Origin of the sequence: Anaerococcus lactolyticus S7-1-13 (assembly GCF_000758765.1) — a bacterium.
GTDB classification, from domain to species: Bacteria; Bacillota; Clostridia; order Tissierellales; family Peptoniphilaceae; genus Anaerococcus; species Anaerococcus lactolyticus.
Window position 1 is genome coordinate 63263 of the sequence record NZ_JRMW01000043.1, and the last position, 22049, is coordinate 85311.

Genomic DNA, 22049 nt, shown 5'->3' on the forward strand with positions numbered 1-22049 from the left:
TCGTGTGAAAATGGAAAGAGGATATCTGTAAGTAAATGAATTTAAAAAATATATAAAAGACAAGGCTTGAAGTAATGTAAATGTTTGAATAAAAAATTTGCAAATGCTTAAATGACATTAATGACTAATAAACTCATGTTAATCATTTTCAAAATATATACGGTAAGGAATTATGTCTAAATAGAGTGAACTTTATAGTAATATTTAATGAGTATAAGAGATAATAACTAATATCAACAATATATTTGGTATAATATTATAAAGAGTAGACGAATAATAAATAACTTATCTTATTAATGATGGATAATATGATTAATATAAATATCAGTAAAGTGAATTATTTAAAGGAAGTGTTTAAAATGATTGATAAAGGTAATAAAAATTTTTGGGATAGATTTGCTAAGCTATATGCACCTTTTATGAAAAAAGATCAAGGGGTATATGATGAAGTTTGTGAATACATTCTTCCTTATCTGAAAAAAGACATGGATGTGCTTGAACTTGCTTGTGGTTCAGGGCAATTTTCTTTTGCACTTTCAAAGATGACTAAGAGTTGGATTGGTACAGATTTTTCTGAGCAAATGATTATTGAAGCTAAAAAGCGTGGAGAATATGAAAACCTTATCTTTGAAACAGCTGATGCAACTGATTTATCCTACGCTAATGAAAAATTCGATTGTGTGTTAATTGCTAATGCACTTCATATTATGCCAAATCCAGAATGTGCAATGAAAGAAATATACAGGGTTTTAAAGCCTAACGGCACTTTACTTGCTCCTACTTTTTTATGGACAGAGGGTAAAAAAAGAAAAATTATTAAGACTTTGATGTCTGTTCTGGGATTTAAGATGTATCAAGAATGGAATAAAAATCAATTTAAAGATTTTGTTGAAAAACATGGGTTTTCGGTAGTTGAAATCAAATTGGTATATGGAGGTTTGGCACCGATTGGGGTGATGATTGCCCAAAAATATTCTTAAGAGATTTTGTATTTGTAAAAATGAATTGCAATGGGAATAATAGACAATATTTATGGTCTATGTATCTATAAAGTTAAATTTATTTTGTGAATTTTCACTTGGTGAATCAATACTTATGAAATTGGAATCGTGCATATTTTTCGGTTTATCAAAATGAGATATTCTTAGTGCAATTTTTAAAATTACTATAATGTATGGGGATGATGTCTTAGAATTTTTGCCTTCAATTAGCATAAAGGACAAATCTATGATGGCTCCAGATAGAGTTACAGACGCTGAAAAAATCTTTGATTAGGATAAGCTAGTTCAAAAAGGTGCTTATCCATATGCAATTTATGAAAGGATGAAATTTATAATGTGTGTGGGTTGATTATTACTCAGTTTTGTGTATTAATGTAAATAATATATGAAAGGTTATGTTATGGGACAAATTGTTGAAATAGAAGATTATAAAAATAAAAAGAAAAAAATTCAAGACCTCAAAAAAGACGTAGAAAATCTTATTTTTGAAAGGGACAATCTTTTGTATGTAGTTTGTGAAAATATTCAAACTTCCTATATGTTAACTTTTGGAAGCCTTACTTATAGGGTAAATAAGGCCTTTAACGAATATTTACGTTTGCGTAGAAAAAAATCCCTTATTCAAGCAAGGATAAACCGACAAGAAAAAATAGACCTTGGAGAAATTGAGAAAAAGCTTGATATAGAATTTCATGACTACAAAGAGAAACTCCAAGACACTGTTTCTCAATTAAAGGCTGCACTGGAACATTCAAGAGCAAAAGCCTTATCTGAGGAAGATACGGCTTTAATAAAAAAAATATATAAGAAAATTGTAAAGAAAATCCATCCCGATATAAATCAAAATATCACAGACAAAGAAAAAGAATTGTTTGTTGCCTCAACAGAATCATATAAAAATGGTGATTTAAATACCTTGCAGATTATATATACAATTGTAACTAGTGGAGAAATAGAGGATGATGAATCTTTATCCCTTAAATCTATGGAAGAGGAAATAGAAAGGCTAGAAGATTTAATTGCGAAAATTAAAAGCAGTATTAAAACAATAAAATCAATCCCTCCCTATTCTTGGCGAATTTATGTTGAGGACGAAGAGAAAAAAGCAGAAAAGCTTAATGAACTAAAAGAATTGTTGAAATCTTACAAGCAAGCAATAAGAACTCAGGAAGAATACATTAAAGAATTATTAGAGGATAAAAAATGACTGATTTAATAAAAAAAGATCAAAATAATCTAATTGATTATCTTGTAAATACTGGTGGAGAGATAGATATACCAAGGCCTTTTGAGCAGGATATTTATCTTTTCGATACCTATGTGGCAGGAACAACCCATGTTGAAGGCATTGAAGGAATATACTCAACATTAAAGATTGAAGATAAATTGGTTTTTTATCGAGAAATTGAAAATGAGCACGATCCCCAGGCAATCAGAATAGAAACCCTTGGAAAAGAAAAAATTGGCTATGTACCTCGCCAAGACAATGTAGTATTTTCAAGGCTCATGGATGCTGGGAAAGTTCTTTTTGCAAAAGTAATGGAAAAGGATATGCGTGGTAAGTGGGCAAGGATAAAAATTAAGATCTACCTTCATGAAAGTTAGAGCAAAATGTATTATAATTACGAATGGATTGGCGATAATATTTGTATAAAAGATAGCCATGTTATGAATTTTGAACCCATATCTGGAAATAATGCTTTTATTATCTCACACCATGTAAGGGATAAATTAAAAATAGAGAGGGGCGTTAAAAGCTTATTAGAAAATGGCTTTAGGTATTTTAATATTTTTGGTGAATTTTCTGATTTATGGGCGAAAGCTATTTCTATAGGGAGTAAAACAAGTAATAAAATAAAAATAGAAGCAAGTAAGATTGAAATGTCAAGGATGGTTTATGATTTGGCAATGATGAAAGTACTAAAACCAGACTTGATCAACTATGTAATTTCAGATGATGAATATTTTACAGAGTATTTAGTAGAAGACTTAGAGAAAATCATTTCTGGGAACAGTACTTTTACTCCTTACGATTGGAAAGAATTTAAAGAAGGCTTTGAATTTTCTTATAATAAGAAAGATGCGATAATAAGTGTTTCTAAGGATATAGTTATAGGATTTTTAGGAGATGAAAAAACTTTCGACACTATCAATGATGCCTTTTATTATAAAATATTTGATGGTAAAAGTTTATACGAAATTTGGAATGAAATATAAAGAAAAATTTTTATTATTAGAATAGAAGAAACCTAGTTTGTTCACTTTGGGAGTTGATTAAACTAGGTTTCATTTTTAAAACAAAACGGAAAGTAAACTTGACATATAAAACAAAAGGACTTATAATAAATGTAAAGTTAGCTTGTCATAGGAGGTAGATAAATGTGAAAAATAGGTTAGAAGAGATTCGCAAACAGAAGGGGATTACCCAGGAAGAATTGGCGAAGATTCTTGAAGTATCAAGGCAAACTGTGGGATCTCTAGAAAATGGGAGATATAATCCGTCAATTATTTTGGCATTTAAGATTGCAAGATATTTTGAAATGGCCATTGAAGATATTTTTATCTACGAGGAGGAGAATGTCAATGAAGAATAAGAAAATTTGGTATATAGGATATGTAATTGGTTTTATAAGTTTGGTGGCTTTATTTATTTTTAAGGATGATGAAACTTTGAGTAGAATTTTGCCTTTTATTTTTACAACTAGTGTGACTATTTCTAGTGTTAGCCTAGGTCATAATAGGAGGATGGAGGAAGATCCATTTTACAGAATAAATGTAAATGATGAGAGAAATGAAAAAATAAGGGATAAGGTAAATGCAACAATGACACCTATATTAATGCTTATCATGGGCCTTGCTGCTGTGATTTGTTTTTCTGCAAAGGCATATTTACCTGCGATTATTTTAGCTCTTGGAATTATTTCTTTTCCTATAATAACTTTTTTCGTGAGTAGTTATTATGAGAAAAAATATTAATAGTAAGTTTATTAGCGCTGAAATTTGAATGTTTATATTATCTTAAGCCGCCTGCTGCTTATCTTTTATTGATAAGTGTAGGTGGTTTTTTATTAAACTTAAAATTTATATTGACAAGTATCGATTGTCGATATATAATTGAATTAACAAATATCGAGAATCGATATTTTAAAGGAGGCAAAAATGCTTAAGTTTAGATTTTTATCTTATGCTAATTTCGGTCCTATGGCACAATGGTATGAAGATATGGCGAAACAAGGCTGGCAGATAGAAAAAATTATATTGCCATTCATTCACCAGTTTAAAAAGTGTGAGCCAGCTGATATAAAATACCAATTTACAATTGCTCCTAATGAGACTTGGTATGTTAAGTTTTCTAAGGAAGAACTCAAAGACTATGATGAGATGGCAGAAGAATATGGTTGGCATATGGTTGATAGAAGTTTTAATATGAACCTATATCAGGTTGATGAGAAAGGATCAAATTCACTATATAATGATGATTTTTATGAAATTGAGATTTTAAATAAAGGTATTAAGGGAGAATTAATTACAATAAGCTTGAATCTTCTTGTTTTTGTCTTTCTGGCTCTATCCAGTATTGCCCGTTTAAGGTCAAGCGATATATATTACTCTAATTTTCCATTTTTTATGGCACCAGCTGTTAGTTTATTTCTCATATTATCACTCTTATCTTTGGGAGATTATGTAAGTTTTAAGAGAAGAAATAGTGAAGTTAAAGCCATAAAAGATTTGAAATTTACTGGATTGGGAATAGGAAAGTTACAAGCATTCCTACCTGTATTATCAATAGTGTTAATAATTTTATCTTGGATTGCATTAGTAATACATCAGCTAGAAATGGGTTATGGGCTAACAATACTTATTTCCGTGATTCCTATGATATTTATGGTTATTCTTATCTCTTACTTTATCAAAAAAGTAAAACTTATGGATGCACAAAAAGGACAGAAAAAATTTCTATTTGCTTTAATTCCAGTAATAATGTTTGTGGTATTTAGCATATCTAATCTTGGTATTTTTGCTAAGCTTGCATTAAAAGATGACTTACAAACAAAAGAAATAGCTGGTTTTTCTGTAAGGAAAGAATCTACAAGTTTCTTGGCGGAAAGCTGTGAAGACTACATGGCAGATTCTAATGACCTCAATATAAGAATAACTGTAGTAAATTCTGAAGGGCTTGCGGAAGATTTATTTAATAGAATTCTTAGAAATGCTAAAAACCATCCATACAGGGCAGAATTTGTAAAAGATATTTCAAAAGATTTTTCTTATGATAAGGTCTATAGCCTTTCTGATGAGAATTCATATTTGATTTTAAAGGGTAATATGGTTTTGGAAGTTGATGGCAATATCTATGACGAAAAGGTCACAAAAGATATAGAAAAGATTCTCGAGGCAAAATAATGGCAAGAGATCAATTCCAAACCCTAACAGAACCAATGTATTTTACCCTTTTGGCCTTAGGAGAAGTGAGAAACGGGGCAGAAATCACATCTTGGGTTGAAGAGATAACCAAGGGAAGGATAAAACTTGCTCCTGGCACCCTTTATGCCCTTTTGGCACAATTTTTAGAAAATGACTTGATAAAACGTGTAGAAGTAGAAAAAAAAGGCAAGCATTATGTTATAACAGAAGAAGGCAGAGACCTCCTCGATGAGGAAGTTAGAAGACTAAGACTTTTACTTTCAAATTATGATAAGTATTTTACAAATTAAATCAAAGAAAGAATGGCTTTTAATGCAAAAACTTAAGGGCCATTTTCTATTTAAAAATTTTATGAAAACATTATACCCTACTATAATCAGGGTATAATGAAGGTGATAATAAGTATCAATTTATAGTTTGTTGGAATTCATAGGAAGGAGTGGCAGGTGAGTTTGATTTATAAAACAGCAGCAGGCATAGTAAGTCTTCTTGGAGTTAAAAAAATGTTTTTAAAAAACAAGGAAGAGATGCTTGAGTATGCAAAAGGCGAAAATGCTAAAGTTGTTTTTGACTTAGATAAGGCTAAGAAGATGGCTAGGAAGAAAAATTATTATCTATTTGATAGAGAGGTCATGGGATCTAGGCTTCTTACTTATCAAAAAAATAAAAAAACTGCCGATGGCGCTATTTTCTATCTTTTTGGTGGAGGTATGATTACCCAACCAAATAAATTAGACTTTACTTTATCTGAAAGAATTATGGAAAAAACGGGTAAAGATGTTTGGTTTTTATTTTATCCACTATGCTCAGCAGATGTAAATGTAAGAAAAACTTATGAAGTTTGCTTTGAAACCTATAGGTTAATGACAGAAACTTATAAGGCACAAAATATAAATGTTCTCGGATTTTCTTCAGGAGCTTGCCTATCTCTTGGAATATTTTTGCATAATAATGCTTTGGGTAGACCTCTTCCAATGCCAGGGAAAATTATTTCAGTATCTCCAGGTGGGATTCCAGATGTAAAACTGGATGAAAATAAGGAAATATGGAATAAATTGAAAAAACTTAACTATAAAGATGTTATGATAGATCCAACCTATCTTATAACTGCAAGAGAAATCTTGAAAGGAAATGAAGATTTGCCAGAATATATGTTAGATGGTACAAGGGGAGATTTCACAGATTTTCCAAAAACTTATTTTTATTATGGTGGAGATGAATGTCTTTATGCCTTTGCTGAGGAATTTAAAAAAACTATGGATAAATATAAGGCTTCTTATGAGATAAGGGTAGGGGAAGGAATGTGCCATTGTTATCCTTTGGTGAGGTTTTTTAAAGAAGGAAGGATTGCTCAAGATGAAATAATTGAATTATTGAAAGCTTGAAGTCCCAATTTTGTTAGGAAATAAATTAGAAAAAAATTTAGGAGTTCTTTATGGTTTTAGCTGTATTATTGACTCTGTGTCTAATATTTTTCGCCATATGTTATTTAGGCACTGGTACTGATGAGAAAAATTTAAAAAACTATATGTCCTACCCTGAAGAAGTGCAAGCGAAAATCAAAGAAATAGAAGAATACCGAGGAAAATATAGAGAAAAAAGTAAAATTTCAACAATTATGGCAAACTTTGTAACCTTTTCAATTTTATTTTTAATATTAGGTCTTAGAATCCGTCAAGCAAGTTTTATTCAAAACTTCACTGCCTTATTGATTATTGGAGAAGGCTTGAATGTTTTCGACCTTCTAGTAATAGACCTTTTGTGGTGGAGAAGGACAAAAAGAATTAGATTATCAAAAATACCAGATCAAAGCCTTTATCAAAATCCCAAAAAACATATAGAATCATTTATTCGAGCCTTTTTCATGTACTTTTTAATTGCTTTGATAGATGGATATATTTTGACTCTGTTTTGAAAAATTATGGAAACATCTGAAATTTCTTGAGGAAATATAATGAATTTTACTTGCTATGGGGAAAAATCAAATAAGTCAATTTTATTTATACACGGTCTTGCATCAACTGCAGACTTATGTTTTAAACCACTTTTGCCGTATCTTACTGATTATGATGTGATTTTTTGTGAGCTTGATGGCCATTGTGATTCTTGCATAAATGATATGATCTCAATGGAAAAAACAATTGAAGATATAGAATCTTTCATATTAAATGAGTTAAATGGGGAACTTTATGGACTTTGCGGGTTTTCTATGGGAGGAACTCTTGCAGTAGACCTAATTTCTAGGGGCAATATTAGGGTGGAAAAAGTCCTCTTAGATGCACCCATAACTGTCGACTTGGGATTGATGGCTTATCCTTGTACTTACGCCTTTATTATAGGAACAAATATAATCAAAAAAGGCAAAAAAATTCCAAAATGTTTGCTAGATTTGGTCGCAGGTAAGGATAATTCAAGCATCATCGAAATGATGTATGCAAAAATTAGCAAAACCACAATTAAAAATGTTTGTAATTATATTTACCATTACAAATTTTCTGAGAATTTAAAAAAATACCCTAAACCCGTTTTATTTTGGAGGGGTAGCGAAGAGCCTATTCCAGAAAAAAGTCAAAAGAATTTGAAAAAATATTTACCACAAATGACAGTAGAAGTCTTTGAAGGCCTAGGTCATGGCCAATTTTTGCATGAAAGTCCAAAAGAATATGCTGAAAGATTGAAAAAATTCATGGACGATTAAAAATTAATTAAAAAAATATAGAAAAATAAGGAAGGGATTAATTTGGAAATTAGGGAAATTTTAAAAGTAGATTTAACTAAATTATCAAGGTTGATGGTAGAAGTTTATAATGCTCCACCTTGGAATGATAAATGGACAGAAGAAACAGCCTTAGAATCCTTATCGTCTCTTTGTGATTTTCCAAACTTTACTGGATATCTTATAGCAGATGTAGATGAAATAATAGGAGCAATACTAGGACACTCTAGGAGATATGCTAGTGAAACTACTTATTATATTGATGAATTTTTTATTTCAGAAAAATATAGGAGATTAGGATTAGGGGAGAATTTGTATAAGACAACCATAAAGAAATTGAAGAAAAAATCTATAAGTGGTGCATTTTTTACGACTTTGAAAAATTCACCTGCTTATAATTTTTATATAAAAGAAGGAGCCTGGGATTTAGAAGATTCTGCATGCTTCTACCATAAATTTTAGCAAGACACCTATAAACAATAGGTGTTTTTCTTTAAAAATTAATAAGGGTATATTGTAAATACTATTTTAAAACGAGGAAGTAAATGAAAAGAATTTTAATTATAGAAGATAATGAAGATATTGGCTTGCAAATTAAAAGATATTTAATAAAAAATGGCTATGAGGTAGACCTTGCAAAGTCTTTTTATGAAGCTACTTACAAGATGAAAGTTGATTTTGATGTAGCACTTCTTGATATAAATCTGCCTGATAAAGAGGGCCAGCATCTGATAGAAAGATTAAAAGAAAAGGACATCAGAGTTATAGTAACAACGGTAAAAAATGATGAAGATTTTATAATAGAGGCTTTGGACCAAGGAGCTGATGATTACCTAACCAAGCCATTTTCACTTGCAATACTAAGGGCGAGGATTGATGCTGTTTTAAGGACTCTGCCTATATCACAAGATAAAAGTATTTCTTATAAAGATATAAAAATAGATTTAAACGAGTCAAAAGTCTATTTTAAAGGGGAAAATATTGACTTAACTCCACTTGAATACGAAATATTACTTTTATTTATCAAAAATCCCCACAGGGTTTATACAAGGAGCCAACTTCTTGAAATATTTTGGGAAGATAGGGATAAATTTGTAAATGATAACACCTTGACATCAACTATTAAAAGAATTAGAGAAAAGCTTGACAGGGAAGTAATCTCAACTGTCAGGGGAATTGGTTATAGGATGGACTAGATGGTATATGTATTTTGGATAATAAGTCTTTTTTTACTTTATTATTTTTTAGAAAAAAGAAAGAAAAAGAGAATTAATGAGATTATCGATTTAATAGAGAATATGAAAAATCAAAATTATAAAATCCCAATGAAGCAAGATGATTTTTCAATCTTAGAAGATAAAACTTACAAACTTTTTATAGAAATAGTAGAAGCCAAGGAAACTACAAGCAAAAATAGCGAAAAGCAAATAGAATACCTAGAAGATATTGCCCATCAAATAAAAACACCAATCACTTCCATGGTTTTTTCTGCCGAAAATTTGGAAATTGATTACCCAGATAATGATGATATAGGAATCTTAAGAAGGCAAATTCAAAGACTAAATTCCTTATCAGATATTTTGCTCAAACTATCAAGCCTTGATGCCAATAAAGATCTTATGAAAAAGGAAGAAATTAATCTTGATGAATTAGTGACCTACGCTTTAGACACCATAGATATAAAAAGATCTACAAGTGTAAAAATAGAAAATAACTTAAAAGAAAATATTATTTTCGGTGATTTTTATTGGCTAACAGAAGCCCTTATTAATATTTTAAAAAATGCAGATAATAGACCTTCTTGTGATAAAATCGAGGTTTCATCATACAAAAATCCCCTCTATACAAGCTTAATCATTGAAGATAACGGAGGGGGAATTGACAAAGATTCTATTAAAAAAATATTTAAACGTTTTTATAAAACACCAGACTCAAAGGGATTTGGTATAGGTCTAGCCATGGCGAAGACAATTGTTGAAAAGAATAATGGAGTAATATCTGTTGATAATACAAAAGATGGTGCAAGGTTTGAAATAAAATTTTACAATGTCACCTAAAAATCACTTTACTTTTATATACTTACCTTAAATTAAGGAGGAAAGTATGGAAATTTTAAAAGTAGAAAATTTAAGAAAAGAATATGGGGAAGGCAATTCCAAGGTCATTGCCTTAGATGGAGTTGATCTCACAATAGAAAGAGGAGAATTTGTTGCAATCGTAGGCCCTAGTGGGTCTGGTAAATCAACTCTTTTACATATAATAGGAGGAGTAGATAGTCCAAGCGATGGAAAAGTTTATATAGACGGCAACGACATATCCCAATATTCTTCAAAAGAGTTGGCCCTATTTAGAAGGAGAAAAGTAGGATTAATCTATCAATTTTATAATTTAATTCAAAATCTAACTGTAAGGCACAACATAGAACTTCCTTTAAAGCTTGATAAGAGAAAAATAAATCAAGATGAATTTTCAGATATAGTAAAAAAACTTGGTATAGAAAATAAACTTGATTCTTTCCCAAGTGAACTATCTGGAGGTCAGCAGCAAAGAGTCGCCATAGCTAGAAGTTTAATTTACAAACCATCAATAATCCTAGCCGATGAACCAACTGGAAACCTAGATAGGAAAAATTCTAAGGAAATAATTGAAATCTTTAAATATTTTAATAAGACCCTAAAACAAACTATAATCCTAATCACCCACGACGAAAAGATCGCTCTAGAGGCAGATCGAATTGTGACCATAGTCGATGGGAAAATCATAGGAGATGAGAAAAATGAATAAGAAAAATTTTCCGATTTTTATTTCAGTTTTTATTGTTTCCTTGTTTTTTACAGTTGTATTTTATTTTGCCAAGGTAAACTTGGATGCAAATTATATGCAAACAAGGGCGTCAAATTTTGCTGATGCCCATATAGATGACCACCTAAGCGAAGAAGATCTTAAAAAAATTAGAGAAATAGACGGAGTCAAAGAAGCTGGTCGATTTAACATTAATTTCACAAGTGCACAGTTTGGTGATGATTTAATAGTCATTTACAGACAGGATAATCACATTAATAAGATGAGGGAATTTTCATTTACTGAGGAAGGAAGATTTCCAGAAAATCCTGAAGAGATAATGTTATCAAAATCTCTTGTGGAAAAGCACAAACTAAAAATAGGAGATGAAATCCCTATAAGTTTTGGTAAAAGATACCTAGATAAAGAAGAATTAGATCCTGCGAATTCAAGACTAGAAAAAGAAACTTTTGATAAAACAGAGGAGAAATCCTATAAATTGGTTGGAATTTATGAAGATATCTATAATAAATATGCTGGTTTGTCTTATGGACTAATCTATGATACAACAAAGGATGCCCAACCTGTGGTTTTAAGATTTGATGATTTTGTAGATGCTCACCTAAACAAAAAAATATTTGAAGATGAAATCTCAAAACGACTTGGCAGAAAAATAGAGATAAAATTCTTTGAACCTATCGAAAAATATTATTGGGTAAATGATACTTGGCTAGAAAAAATAATGGCTAAGGCAGTGATGATATTTACTCTTGTTTTAATGATCGGTATTTTTATATTTTTTATAAGAAACATTTTCTGGGTTTGGGGACTTAGGAAAATCAAAGAATTATCTATTTATAAATCAATAGGATCTACCAATTTTCAAATATATAAGTTCCAATTTAAAGAAGCTAGTCTAATTTCAATGATGCCAATTTTATTAGGCCACTTGTTTGGATTTGCACTAATCTATGGCCTATATGATTTTTCACAAAAAAACTTACAAATATCAAAATTTGAATATGTAAGATTTAGCCCTTTTTTAACAATTCTAATATTATTTGTTTCATTTTTAGTGGTGAGTTTATCTATAATAAAACCTGCTAGGAAGATTTCAAAGATAAATATAATAGACGGCATAAGGGAAAATATTGACTTATCGAGATCTAAGAAAAAGAAAAATGATGATTTATGGAAGGAATTAAGAAATAACAATCTTTCTTCTATCAAAAGCCAAAGGTATATTTCAGCAATTGGTATTTTAATAATATCTATGTTTATATTGACAATATCCATAAGTAAGTATTTCAGAGATTATTATGACTATGACAGTTCTTATAATATTCTCACTACTTACTATAGCTCAGATAAAAAAGTTCCAGATGTTCTAAGAAATATTGAAAAAGAGATACCATGTAAGAAGTCATTTATATATAAAGATAAGTATATTGCAGTTAAAAATAATTTGGAATTAGCTGATGAAGCAAAAATATACAAAATAGATGAGAAGATTAAGGAAAATCTAAAAGAAAAATCGCAAGAATATTTACAAGGCTCGCTTATTGGACTTGATATAAAAGATTTAGAAAAACTTGGTGGAAAAAAAGGGGAGTTTATCTTATATAATAAGGTGCAAGCTGACCCATTAGAACCAATAGACACTGCACAGATGGTTAAATATTTTAAAAATCCAGATAATATAGATATCTCTATGGTGGATTTTGAAAAGAAAATCAAGATTTCAAAACAAATTTACGATACAGGAGAGTTTGAGATTAAACCATTTCCTTTTGTTGTAAATATATTTACTGATTATGAAACTTATTTTAAATTAATTGAAGAAGCTAAAGACAAAAATTATCTAAATTATCCATATACATTGAAAATGAAAATAGAGGACAAAGAATTATCAAGCGCTAAAGAATTTATCGAAAATAAACTTAGAGAATCGCTTAAAATCAATGAAAGATATTATGTGTTTGTTGGTAAAGAAATAGCAGAGCAAGAAGCATCTTCTCTAAAGTATTTGCTGTATATTTCCTTAGCAATAGGGATAATTATATTTATATTAAATGTGACAAATGGGTATTCTTCAATAAATATCTCCTTAATATCTAGAAAAAAAGAAATAGGAAGTTTATATTCTGCAGGTATGGATGCGGATGAACTAAAAAGAAAATACGAAAAAGAATTTTTCTTAGAACAAGTCAAATCCTTTATTTTAGTTACATTTATAAGTCTTACAGTCATGATAATAATCTCTATATTGTCACCGAAATTAAGCCTATTTATCCTTTTAAAATATTACGACTATAAAATGTATTTTGGATTTGCCTTAGTAGTTTATGCAATAAATTTACTAATATATCACTTATCTCTAAAAAGAATTTTAGACAGACCAACAATTGATCTAATTAGAACAGAATAAATGAAAAAAATCTTTTCAACCGATTCACTTTTTTATGGGTAGATTTAGGTGATTAAAATTTATATTATAAATATGTATATATTATAGTAATGTGATATAATAATAATATCTTAAATAAATTTAATTAATTAAATAGTACGAAACTATTCGATTTAACAATTTAAATTTATCGAGTAGAATTTCAAATAATTATTGGAGAGATATATGTTTTATGATTTTATTAGGTATTTAAACTATTTCGAGAGTGAATTAAAAGCGATGGGAGGAATAAAAAGAAATAAAGAAAAGTATATATTAAGACAAAATGTTGGAAATACAAACAGTAAAAATTTTCCAGATAAAGGTGCCTATTTTGGATGTATAAGTGAAGATGAAGAATATAAAGGGGCGTATTCAGACCTAAGTATTGCAGTTTTTCCGAGCAATGAGGAATCTATAGAATCTGATAGATGGCTCATCTGTCTTATAGTAGGGACATTGGGATTTAAAAATGACTTTGAGCTGGTTTCATTGCCGGGCCTTAGAAGATCGTTGGTTAAGTATTTACCTAAAGGCTCATACATAAAAAACGATTTTTTCGATATAGAAAGCGCTGATGGTTTTAATGATTTTATGGAATCTAAAGAATTACCTAATTCATTAGAAAATTCAGTAAAAGACTATAGGAAATATATACTATCATCAACCATATTTAATCCAGGTGATACGACTTTATCGGAAAACATAATTAGTATTTATTTGTCTATATATGCGCATATTAGACAATGGGCAAGTAATAAAGACGAAAGAAAGAAGATTAATAGTAACTTATTAGCTAAAACCAATATTATTGACGATAAAACTGAAGTTAAAAAATTATTGAAAAAAAGAAAATATATTATTTTACAAGGTGCACCAGGTACTGGTAAGACGCGACTTGCTAAACAAATAGCTAGTGAAGGTAGTGATGGTAATGAAGATTTAGTTTATTTTACCCAGTTTCATGCGGAAACGTCTTATAGCGAATTTATATATGGAATTTATCCAAATGTTAATGATGGTGATTTAGGATACAAAGGAAAAGAAGGAATACTTATTAAAGCAATAAAATCCGCATTAACAGAAAAAGATAAAAACATCTATTTGATAATAGATGAAATTAATAGGGCAAATTTATCAAATGTTCTTGGACCTGCATTTTATTTATTTGAGCCTAACATGGCTGATGAAAGTTTTGCATTAGAATTATATGATGGTTTCAGCATAAAAACACTTCCTAATAATTTATTTATTATTGCAACAATGAATACGGCTGATAGAAGTTTATCGGTGGTGGATTTTGCTTTAAGGAGACGTTTTGCACGGTATACAATGACTCCTCATGTTATTAATGATTTAGATGATGATAAATTTTTTTGTTATAAAGAATTTAGGGATTTTGATGAAATATTTGAAAAATATGCATCAGATTATGAATTAAACTTGCAACCAGGACAATCTTATTTTATTGTATCTAAAAATAATGTAGAGGAAGATATGAATAATAGATTAAGGTATGAATTAATGCCTTTAATAAAGGAATATTTATTAGACGGATTAATGTCTAGAGCTAAGGATGCTTTTGTAAATTATTTCCGTAAAAAATTGGATTTGGAGATGTTTTTATAGTATGGGTAATATATTCCTAGAAATGAAATGCCTTTATGAAAATAAGACCTTCAATAACAAAGATATATATGAAATATTATTTGATAAAGATTCAAGAGTTGATAAAAGATATTTAACAAACTCAATAAGAAAATTTCAACAATTGAATAAAAAAATGTTTGAATTTTTAGGTATAAGTATTAAAATTACGGGAAATGACCAAGATTTAGCTATAAAATTTTCTAGTTCTGACTATATTGGGGTCTATCCAATAAAAATGCCTTATGATGGAATAGCTCATAAGGATATGGTAATTAATCCATATTATCATTCAAACAGTGGAATGTCAGATATAATTAAGCTTGTTAATTTATTAAATTATTCAATAAAAATAGAAACTTCCAATGAATTACTAGTAAATCAATATCAATTAAGACCACCATTATATTATGAGGCGACAAAATATATTGATTTATTAATCAAACTTATAGATGTTAATTGGGTTAAGTTTCACACAACAAGAAATATAAATAATTATCCTAAAGGAAACACAGATTGGCCAATATATGTAATTAGATCATCCCTTCCTTATAATAGATTAAAATTTGAAAGTAATGATAGTGTATTAACTTGTAATCATGAGCAATGGCAAGAATTGCGTTATGTTTTAGAACTTGCAAAAAATATTATAATAAATTCGTCGTTACATCAATCTTTAAAATATAGTTATAAGATTAAAATTGACTTCCTGGAAAGGAAACTTGAACAAATAAAACCAAAATCAACAAAATTTTGTAAAATTTTAGAGAGTGATTTAGTGATTATAAAGGAAGCTAAGCACCAAGCAAATATATTACTAAACAAAGATTCATCAATAGCAACGGCATGGCGAGTGAGTATTTCAGAACTATTTGAAAGATATGTTCAATATATTCTATCAGTCGTTGTTAAAAATATTTCTGGTAAATCTTATTCGAATCACAAAATAAATTCTGAAGGTTTTATTCCATCATGGGGATTAAAATATTTGGAGCCAGATATTTTGGTAAAAATTAACGATTTATATATTATTGCAGATGCAAAGTATAAAGCGAATTTTTATATGCTGAATAAAGAATCTAATGTTTTAAAGGAACATCATAGATCAGATTTGCATCAAATATTGGCCTATTTATCATTTTTACCTAATTCAACCGATAAGTTAGGTATTTTATTTTATCCTGCTGATGAAGTTGCTTCAAAAGTAATTAGTTACAAGGATAGTTTCACTGGTATAAGAAATAAAATTGTTATTTTCGGTATACCTTTTGAATATTATACTATAGATAATACTATTAATAGCGTACATGAAAAGTTATTAGAACTAATCGAACAATGATTCAACCATATATTAGTATGAAAATTTGTTCGAAAAATTATATTAGAGAAAAATTTGGTTTAAAGGTACGTACATGGAAAATTTTAAAAAATATACAATAGAAGATTTAAGTCCAGAGCCACTTTTCATTGTCGACATAAGTTGGAATAATAAGGGACTTAAAGTGAGCTTAGAAAGTGAATCAGGTTTAGATAAAATCGGTATTTTATTTGATGAAACAGTTTATTTATACCAGGATACAGCAGAATTTTGTAAGCCAAGCTGGGATATAGACTCAGAAAGTGATTATTATCCATTTTATTATAGTGAAAAATCAGATATGATTGATAGATTAAAAGAAGATGTCGACCATGTTAGGGATGATGAAATAATTCATTTTGTAATTATTGGTCTTGATGATGTTGTAGATGTCTTGACAACTGATTTGCCAAAAATTTTTAAATTATAAAAGGAGGATACTATTTTTTTTAAAAAAACAGTTAAGAAATTTTTTGTAGATGATGGAAGCTATGACCTAGTATGGTTTATATTTGGATTGGTAATTTTATTTGCTTTTGCATTTCTAAGTATGCCTTATTGGATTTTTTGTTTGGGTCTTGGAGTACTTACAAGTGCGATTTTTAGATACATTACAACAGATGCTTCATTTTATGATGATTTTAAAAATTTAGATAGTAGAAAAGATAGGCTTAATTATATATTGAGTAAAAATATTTTTACTATTTTGTTCCTAGCGGCTTTTGCTTTAATTTTATATTTTATAATAAGCATAGGAATGAAGATAGGATTAGTAGGAGAAAATTATTTGGAATTTAAAATGGTTTTTACTATTTTGATCTATATTCTTGCAACAGAGAACATAATTTTAATATTTAATCAAAAAATGATACCTAGCTATAAATCAGGATATAAAAGAGATTATAGTAAAGATTTAGAAGTTGGAATTAAGAATTTAAAATCTATGATTTATTCTCTAATTGTAAATATAATCTTAGTTGTTTTGCAATTTAAATTTAACTTAGATATTTTTTGGGGAGTAGTGTACTTATTAGCTTCAGAATTTATTTTTACAGCTTATAAAAGTTTTTGAAAATGCATTCGATATATTTATACTGGGGGGATTATGTTAAATAATATTTTTACAATTATTGGAATTGCCTGTATCTTATTAGTTACAGTATTTAGGTCACAATTTAAGGGAAAAATTGGGGAGATTGTTTCTGCGAAATTTTTAAATAAACTAGATAAGGATAAGTATAGGGTTTTAAATTATATTAAGATTGACAACCCATCTAAAAATACTAAAACAAGCCAAATTGATCATCTGGTTGTTTCTAAATATGGGATTTTTGTTGTAGAAACCAAGGCCTACAAGGGGAAAATTTATGGTAAAGAATTTTCGCGTAATTGGTCACAATATTTAGGTAGCAAAAAATATGAATTTATGAATCCGATTTTACAAAATTATGGTCATATAAAAGCACTTGAGGCTCTTTTAGAAGAGGTCTATCCAAAGATGAAATATTTTTCTATTATTGCATTTTCTCCAGAAGCAAATCTTAAAGATGTTGAGGTTCAGGATGCCAAGCTCTGCAGGATTTCACAAGTTGGTAATCTTATTGAAGAGCTCTCTGTCGATGAAATTTATAATGAAGAAGATTTGGAGAAGATTTTAAGCATTATAAATTCTAATAAGTCACACCAAACAGATATTTCTCATGTAATGGATATAAATAAAATTAAGAAGGAAAATGAAAAGAAAATAGAAGAGGGAGTCTGCCCAAAATGTGGGAGCAAGCTTGTAGAGAGGGAAGGAAAATATGGAAAGTTTTTAGGTTGTTCTAATTTTCCGAAGTGTAGGTTTGTGGTTTCTGGCAAAAAAGATAAGTAAATTATAGGACAATGATTAATAATATGCTAAAAATGATTAGAAAAAAACAATTTTTATATTTTGTTTTATATATAGGATCTTTTCCTTTGTTATATTTGTGCTTTATATTATGTGCAAAAATTGAATTTATCCCACTATTTAACAATATTTTTTTGGGCATATCTATATTTGTATTTTTTGCTTATAATATTTTCTTTATTAGTAAATTTACAGACCTTAATATTAATTTTTATTTAAAACTATTGTCAACTCTTCTTATGGTTGGACTTGGTCTTTTGGCTGGCTATGTGGTTTTGATTATGAGTATCTTTGCTTTTAAGGATAGTATTCCTTTTACTTATGATGGAGAAAAATATTATCTCTTAAATGAAGGTTGGGTTGATTTTGATTATGTTGTTTATAGGAAAGACTTTATAACAATGGATAAGATGACCTTTGAAGATAGTGAAAAGACTTTTACAAATTTAAGTAAAGTAACAAACAAAGAAGCCAGAGACCAACTTAAATTTTATTTTCATAAGGATAAGCAAATCGTAAAAACTAACAATGATCAAGAAGGTATAGAGCAAAAAGAAAACCTAAGTAATTCTGAATTCTTAAATAACTTTGGACTCGAAGATGTTAAAAAAATCCCGAATTCAAGCTATGGTCTGTTAGAAGTTGATAGGGCAGGGGCCAGGTCAAGGTGGTTTTTTGTTGAGATTAATGATGATAAAATAAAATTTATATCGGAGATTCCTGATACTAGCCCAGATATTTCTGGATCTGTAAAAGAAGATGGGTCTATTTTACTTGTTTGCAAAGATATTAATGGCAATGAAAAACAATATAAATCAAGTGATTTTGGAAAGACCTTTGAACCTGTTAATAAAAAATAAATTTGATTTTAGGATAAATCTGCATATAATATTTTTAGGGAATGAAGTACTCCCTTGATAATTATAATCTAAAACGCGTTGGCTGATGACTTCTACATTTTTGTAGGGTTATCAGCTTTTTTATTGGAAAGGAGATTTTATGATATTATCACTTGGACTTATTGTTATTGTGGGCATGTTCTTTGCGAAAATTTTTGATAGGCTAAGACTACCTAGAATAATTGGTATGCTTCTAACCGGAATTATCTTAGGACCTCAAGTATTAAACTTACTTGATAAGAATATTTTAGATATTTCTGCTGACCTAAGAAGCATAGCCTTGATTGTTATTTTATTAAAAGCTGGACTCAGTCTTGATATAGGAGACCTCAAAAAAGTAGGACGCTCTGCTGTTTTACTATCTTTTTTGCCAGCAAGTTTTGAGATTTTATCCTATGCGATTTTCGTACCAAAACTTTTAGGGCTACATTTGGTTGATGGACTTTTAATGGGAGCTGTTATGGCAGCGGTTTCTCCAGCTATAGTTGTGCCTAGGATGGTGAAACTTATTGATGAAGGTTATGGAAAAGACCAGTCCATTCCACAAATGATCTTAGCAGGGGCATCTTGTGACGATGTTTTTGTTTTGGTTTTATTTTCATCATTCTTATCTATGGCAAAGGGCAGTGAATTTTCTTTTAAATCACTATTTAAAGTTCCTATTTCGATTGTATTAGGAATAGGATTGGGCATTGTCATTGGATATTTGTTGTATTTATTTTTTGAAAGGAATTACAAAAATGGAGCCTATATAAGAAATTCATCTAAGGTTATTATTATCTTGGCACTTTCATTTTTGCTTGTAAGTTTAGAGGGACTTGTAAAAAATATTGTTCCAATATCAGGACTTCTTGCTGTAATAGCTATGGCTTCATCTTATAAAATAAAGGCTAATGAGGGAGTTGTTGAAAGGTTATCTGAAAAATTTGCAAAGCTTTGGATATTTGCAGAAATTTTACTCTTTGTTCTTGTTGGCGCTGAGGTTGACATTAAATACATGACAGCTATTGGTAGTGTTGGAATACTTTTGATATTTTTAGGACTTTTGATAAGGTCTATAGGTGTATTTATTTCTGTCAGTGGAAGCAAGCTTGATAAAAAAGAAAAAACTTTTACAATCCTTGCCTATACACCTAAGGCTACAGTCCAAGCTGCAATTGGATCTGTTGCCCTCGCAAATGGAATTTCGTCAGGAATGGCAATCTTATCCATAGCAGTCCTTGGAATAATTATTACTGCACCCTTAGGAGCTATTTTGATTGATAAGTCTTACAAAAATTTACTAAAAAAAGCTTCAAAATAAAGGTATAATGCTAATAAACATTAGGAGGAGCATATGGCAGAAACAAGTTTAAAAGTCACTTTATTAAATTATACAAAAGACGGTGAAGAAACAATTGCACAAGCAGGGAAATTATGCTATTCTCCTGTTGGAGTTGAAGAAATTTCCAAAAAACAAGACCAAGAATCAATTGCAAAATACGTAAAAATGCTTGCAAGCCTTGGTCACTTAAGCCCAATAGAACATATTTCCTTTACTTTCGCAGTTGAGGGTGTATCAAGAACTCTAACCCACCAACTTGTTCGCCATAGGCTTGCTTCCTACTCTCAGCAATCGCAGAGATACGTAAAATTAGATGGGTTTGAATACGTAATTCCACCTCACATAAAGGAAGACCTAGAAGCAAGGAAAATTTTTATAGAGACAATGCAAAAAGATCAAGAAGCTTATGACAAACTTGCAGAAATTCTTACTAAAAAACATTATGATGTCTTAATTAATAAAGGCGAAGAGGAAAAATCTGCAAAAAGAAAGGCGATTAAGATGGCCATCGAGGATGCTAGGTATGTTTTTCCAAATGCTTGTGAAACAAAAATAGTTTTTACCATGAATGCGAGGACTCTCCTTCACTTTTTCAATCTTAGATCTTGCAATAGGGCCCAGTGGGAGATAAGGGATATGTCAGATCAGATGGTAAAATTAGTTAAAGAAATTTACCCTAATGTTTTTGCATCAGCAGGTCCATCTTGTGTGTCAGGTCCTTGCCCTGAAGGTAAAATGACCTGTGGCAAAATAAATGAAGTTAGAGAAAAATTTAAAAATATTTAAGGGCCTTTGGCTCTTTTATTTTGCCTTAAAATGGGTATAAAATAAGAATAAGGATAAAGAAAGAAGAGGTTTCTATGTCTTATATAGAATTAAATGAAGTTAGTAAAAAATATAAGTCAGGTCAATCTGAAATTCTTGCCAATGACAGGATAAGTTTCAATCTTGAAAAGGGTAGACTTTTAATAATAGTTGGCGCTTCAGGTGCTGGTAAAACTACGCTTTTAAATATAATCGGTGGTATGGAGCAGGCGAGTAGTGGAGATATACTTATAGATGGAAAAAATCTTAGCAAGCTTAATGAAAATGAGCTTACAAAATATCGAAGAGATGATGTTGGTTTTGTTTTCCAACACTATAACTTAATACCAAACCTAACAGCTTTGGAAAATGTAGAACTAGCAAGTGAAATTTCAAGCGAATCATTAAAGGCAGATGAAATTTTAGACCAAGTTGGACTTTCAAAAAGAGAAGGGAATTTTCCTTCCCAACTTTCAGGTGGTGAACAACAGAGAGTAGCCATTGCCAGAGCTTTGGCAAAAAATCCTAAATTACTCCTTTGTGATGAACCAACTGGTGCCCTAGATTATAAAACAGGGAAAAATATCTTAAAACTTCTCCAAGATGCATCTAGAAAATTCAACTCAACTGTAATAATTATAACTCATAACTCGCTTATAAAGCCTATGGCTGATGAGGTGATAGAATTAAAAGACGGTAGGATTTTGAACGCTTATACAAATGAAAACCCTGTTTCTGTGGAAGAACTCGAGTGGTAG

Annotated in this window: 25 protein-coding genes and 1 riboswitch; all 25 genes read left to right on the forward strand. The window is 29.7% G+C overall.

All coding sequences use genetic code 11. From position 1 onward, the window contains the following. The first annotated feature begins 359 nt into the window (after positions 1-359). The 25 genes from HMPREF1630_RS08325 to HMPREF1630_RS08445 all read left to right on the forward strand — a co-directional run bounded on the left by HMPREF1630_RS08325 (position 360) and on the right by HMPREF1630_RS08445 (position 22049). Entirely contained in the window at positions 360-980 is a 621-nt protein-coding gene (locus HMPREF1630_RS08325) for a class I SAM-dependent methyltransferase (protein ID WP_037328854.1), read from the forward strand. Positions 981-1401: 421 nt separating this feature from the next. Then, positions 1402-2208, forward strand: a complete 807-nt coding sequence (locus tag HMPREF1630_RS08330) for a molecular chaperone DnaJ (protein WP_037328717.1) — start codon at positions 1402-1404, stop codon at positions 2206-2208. Further along, positions 2205-2606: an HIRAN domain-containing protein gene (locus HMPREF1630_RS08335; RefSeq protein WP_037328720.1), complete on the forward strand. Its 402-nt coding sequence runs from the start codon at positions 2205-2207 to the stop codon at positions 2604-2606. Before HMPREF1630_RS08330 ends, HMPREF1630_RS08335 begins: the two co-directional genes overlap by 4 nt. A 6-nt stretch (positions 2607-2612) precedes the next feature. Next, entirely contained in the window at positions 2613-3218 is a 606-nt protein-coding gene (locus HMPREF1630_RS08340; RefSeq protein WP_037328723.1) for a hypothetical protein, read from the forward strand. 164 nt (positions 3219-3382) lie between these two features. After that, positions 3383-3595: a helix-turn-helix transcriptional regulator gene (locus HMPREF1630_RS08345; protein ID WP_037328725.1), complete on the forward strand. Its 213-nt coding sequence runs from the start codon at positions 3383-3385 to the stop codon at positions 3593-3595. Beyond that, positions 3585-3977 (forward strand): hypothetical protein, encoded by a 393-nt coding sequence (locus HMPREF1630_RS08350; protein ID WP_037328855.1) that lies wholly within the window; start codon positions 3585-3587, stop codon positions 3975-3977. Before HMPREF1630_RS08345 ends, HMPREF1630_RS08350 begins: the two co-directional genes overlap by 11 nt. 183 nt (positions 3978-4160) lie before the next feature. Further along, entirely contained in the window at positions 4161-5405 is a 1245-nt protein-coding gene (locus tag HMPREF1630_RS08355) for a DUF2812 domain-containing protein (protein ID WP_037328728.1), read from the forward strand. After that, positions 5405-5716, forward strand: coding sequence for a PadR family transcriptional regulator (locus tag HMPREF1630_RS08360; RefSeq protein WP_004827333.1), 312 nt, complete (start codon positions 5405-5407; stop codon positions 5714-5716). Before HMPREF1630_RS08355 ends, HMPREF1630_RS08360 begins: the two co-directional genes overlap by 1 nt. Positions 5717-5872: 156 nt before the next feature. Then, positions 5873-6811 (forward strand): alpha/beta hydrolase, encoded by a 939-nt coding sequence (locus HMPREF1630_RS08365; protein WP_004827335.1) that lies wholly within the window; start codon positions 5873-5875, stop codon positions 6809-6811. Between the two features lie 50 nt (positions 6812-6861). Further along, on the forward strand, positions 6862-7341 hold the full coding sequence (locus tag HMPREF1630_RS08370) for an ABC transporter permease (RefSeq protein WP_037328730.1): 480 nt from the start codon (positions 6862-6864) through the stop codon (positions 7339-7341). 39 nt (positions 7342-7380) lie between these two features. After that, positions 7381-8124: an alpha/beta fold hydrolase gene (locus tag HMPREF1630_RS08375; RefSeq protein WP_037328731.1), complete on the forward strand. Its 744-nt coding sequence runs from the start codon at positions 7381-7383 to the stop codon at positions 8122-8124. A 42-nt stretch (positions 8125-8166) separates the two neighbouring features. Then, a complete protein-coding gene (locus HMPREF1630_RS08380; protein WP_231549535.1) occupies positions 8167-8604 on the forward strand; it encodes a GNAT family N-acetyltransferase in 438 nt (145 codons plus the stop codon). A gap of 83 nt (positions 8605-8687) precedes the next feature. Next, positions 8688-9338, forward strand: coding sequence for a response regulator transcription factor (locus HMPREF1630_RS08385; protein WP_004827339.1), 651 nt, complete (start codon positions 8688-8690; stop codon positions 9336-9338). Then, the gene (locus HMPREF1630_RS08390; protein WP_037328733.1) at positions 9339-10199 is read left to right on the forward strand and encodes a sensor histidine kinase; all 861 of its coding nucleotides are present in this window, start codon (positions 9339-9341) and stop codon (positions 10197-10199) included. A 46-nt stretch (positions 10200-10245) separates the two neighbouring features. Next, a complete protein-coding gene (locus HMPREF1630_RS08395) occupies positions 10246-10926 on the forward strand; it encodes an ABC transporter ATP-binding protein (RefSeq protein ID WP_037328734.1) in 681 nt (226 codons plus the stop codon). Continuing rightward, positions 10919-13351, forward strand: a complete 2433-nt coding sequence (locus HMPREF1630_RS08400; RefSeq protein ID WP_037328736.1) for an ABC transporter permease — start codon at positions 10919-10921, stop codon at positions 13349-13351. Before HMPREF1630_RS08395 ends, HMPREF1630_RS08400 begins: the two co-directional genes overlap by 8 nt. A 204-nt stretch (positions 13352-13555) precedes the next feature. Then, the gene (locus HMPREF1630_RS08405; RefSeq protein ID WP_052039418.1) at positions 13556-14998 is read left to right on the forward strand and encodes an McrB family protein; all 1443 of its coding nucleotides are present in this window, start codon (positions 13556-13558) and stop codon (positions 14996-14998) included. 1 nt (position 14999) lies between these two features. Next, positions 15000-16355: a 5-methylcytosine restriction system specificity protein McrC gene (locus HMPREF1630_RS08410; RefSeq protein WP_037328737.1), complete on the forward strand. Its 1356-nt coding sequence runs from the start codon at positions 15000-15002 to the stop codon at positions 16353-16355. A gap of 73 nt (positions 16356-16428) precedes the next feature. Next, positions 16429-16803: a hypothetical protein gene (locus HMPREF1630_RS08415; protein ID WP_037328739.1), complete on the forward strand. Its 375-nt coding sequence runs from the start codon at positions 16429-16431 to the stop codon at positions 16801-16803. Positions 16804-16923: 120 nt separating this feature from the next. Then, entirely contained in the window at positions 16924-17445 is a 522-nt protein-coding gene (locus tag HMPREF1630_RS08420; RefSeq protein WP_156095829.1) for a hypothetical protein, read from the forward strand. A 33-nt stretch (positions 17446-17478) separates the two neighbouring features. Then, positions 17479-18246: an NERD domain-containing protein gene (locus HMPREF1630_RS08425; RefSeq protein WP_037328743.1), complete on the forward strand. Its 768-nt coding sequence runs from the start codon at positions 17479-17481 to the stop codon at positions 18244-18246. A gap of 152 nt (positions 18247-18398) precedes the next feature. Continuing rightward, positions 18399-19124 (forward strand): hypothetical protein, encoded by a 726-nt coding sequence (locus HMPREF1630_RS08430; RefSeq protein ID WP_197049882.1) that lies wholly within the window; start codon positions 18399-18401, stop codon positions 19122-19124. A 28-nt stretch (positions 19125-19152) separates the two neighbouring features. Next, positions 19153-19226, forward strand: a riboswitch (Fluoride riboswitch). 37 nt (positions 19227-19263) lie between these two features. Further along, positions 19264-20466 carry a cation:proton antiporter gene (locus HMPREF1630_RS08435; protein WP_037328744.1) on the forward strand — a complete coding sequence of 401 codons (1203 nt, stop codon included), beginning with the start codon at positions 19264-19266 and terminating at the stop codon, positions 20464-20466. 33 nt (positions 20467-20499) lie between these two features. Then, positions 20500-21273 (forward strand): FAD-dependent thymidylate synthase, encoded by a 774-nt coding sequence (gene thyX, locus HMPREF1630_RS08440; protein ID WP_037328745.1) that lies wholly within the window; start codon positions 20500-20502, stop codon positions 21271-21273. A 74-nt stretch (positions 21274-21347) separates the two neighbouring features. Further along, on the forward strand, positions 21348-22049 hold the full coding sequence (locus HMPREF1630_RS08445; protein WP_037328746.1) for an ABC transporter ATP-binding protein: 702 nt from the start codon (positions 21348-21350) through the stop codon (positions 22047-22049).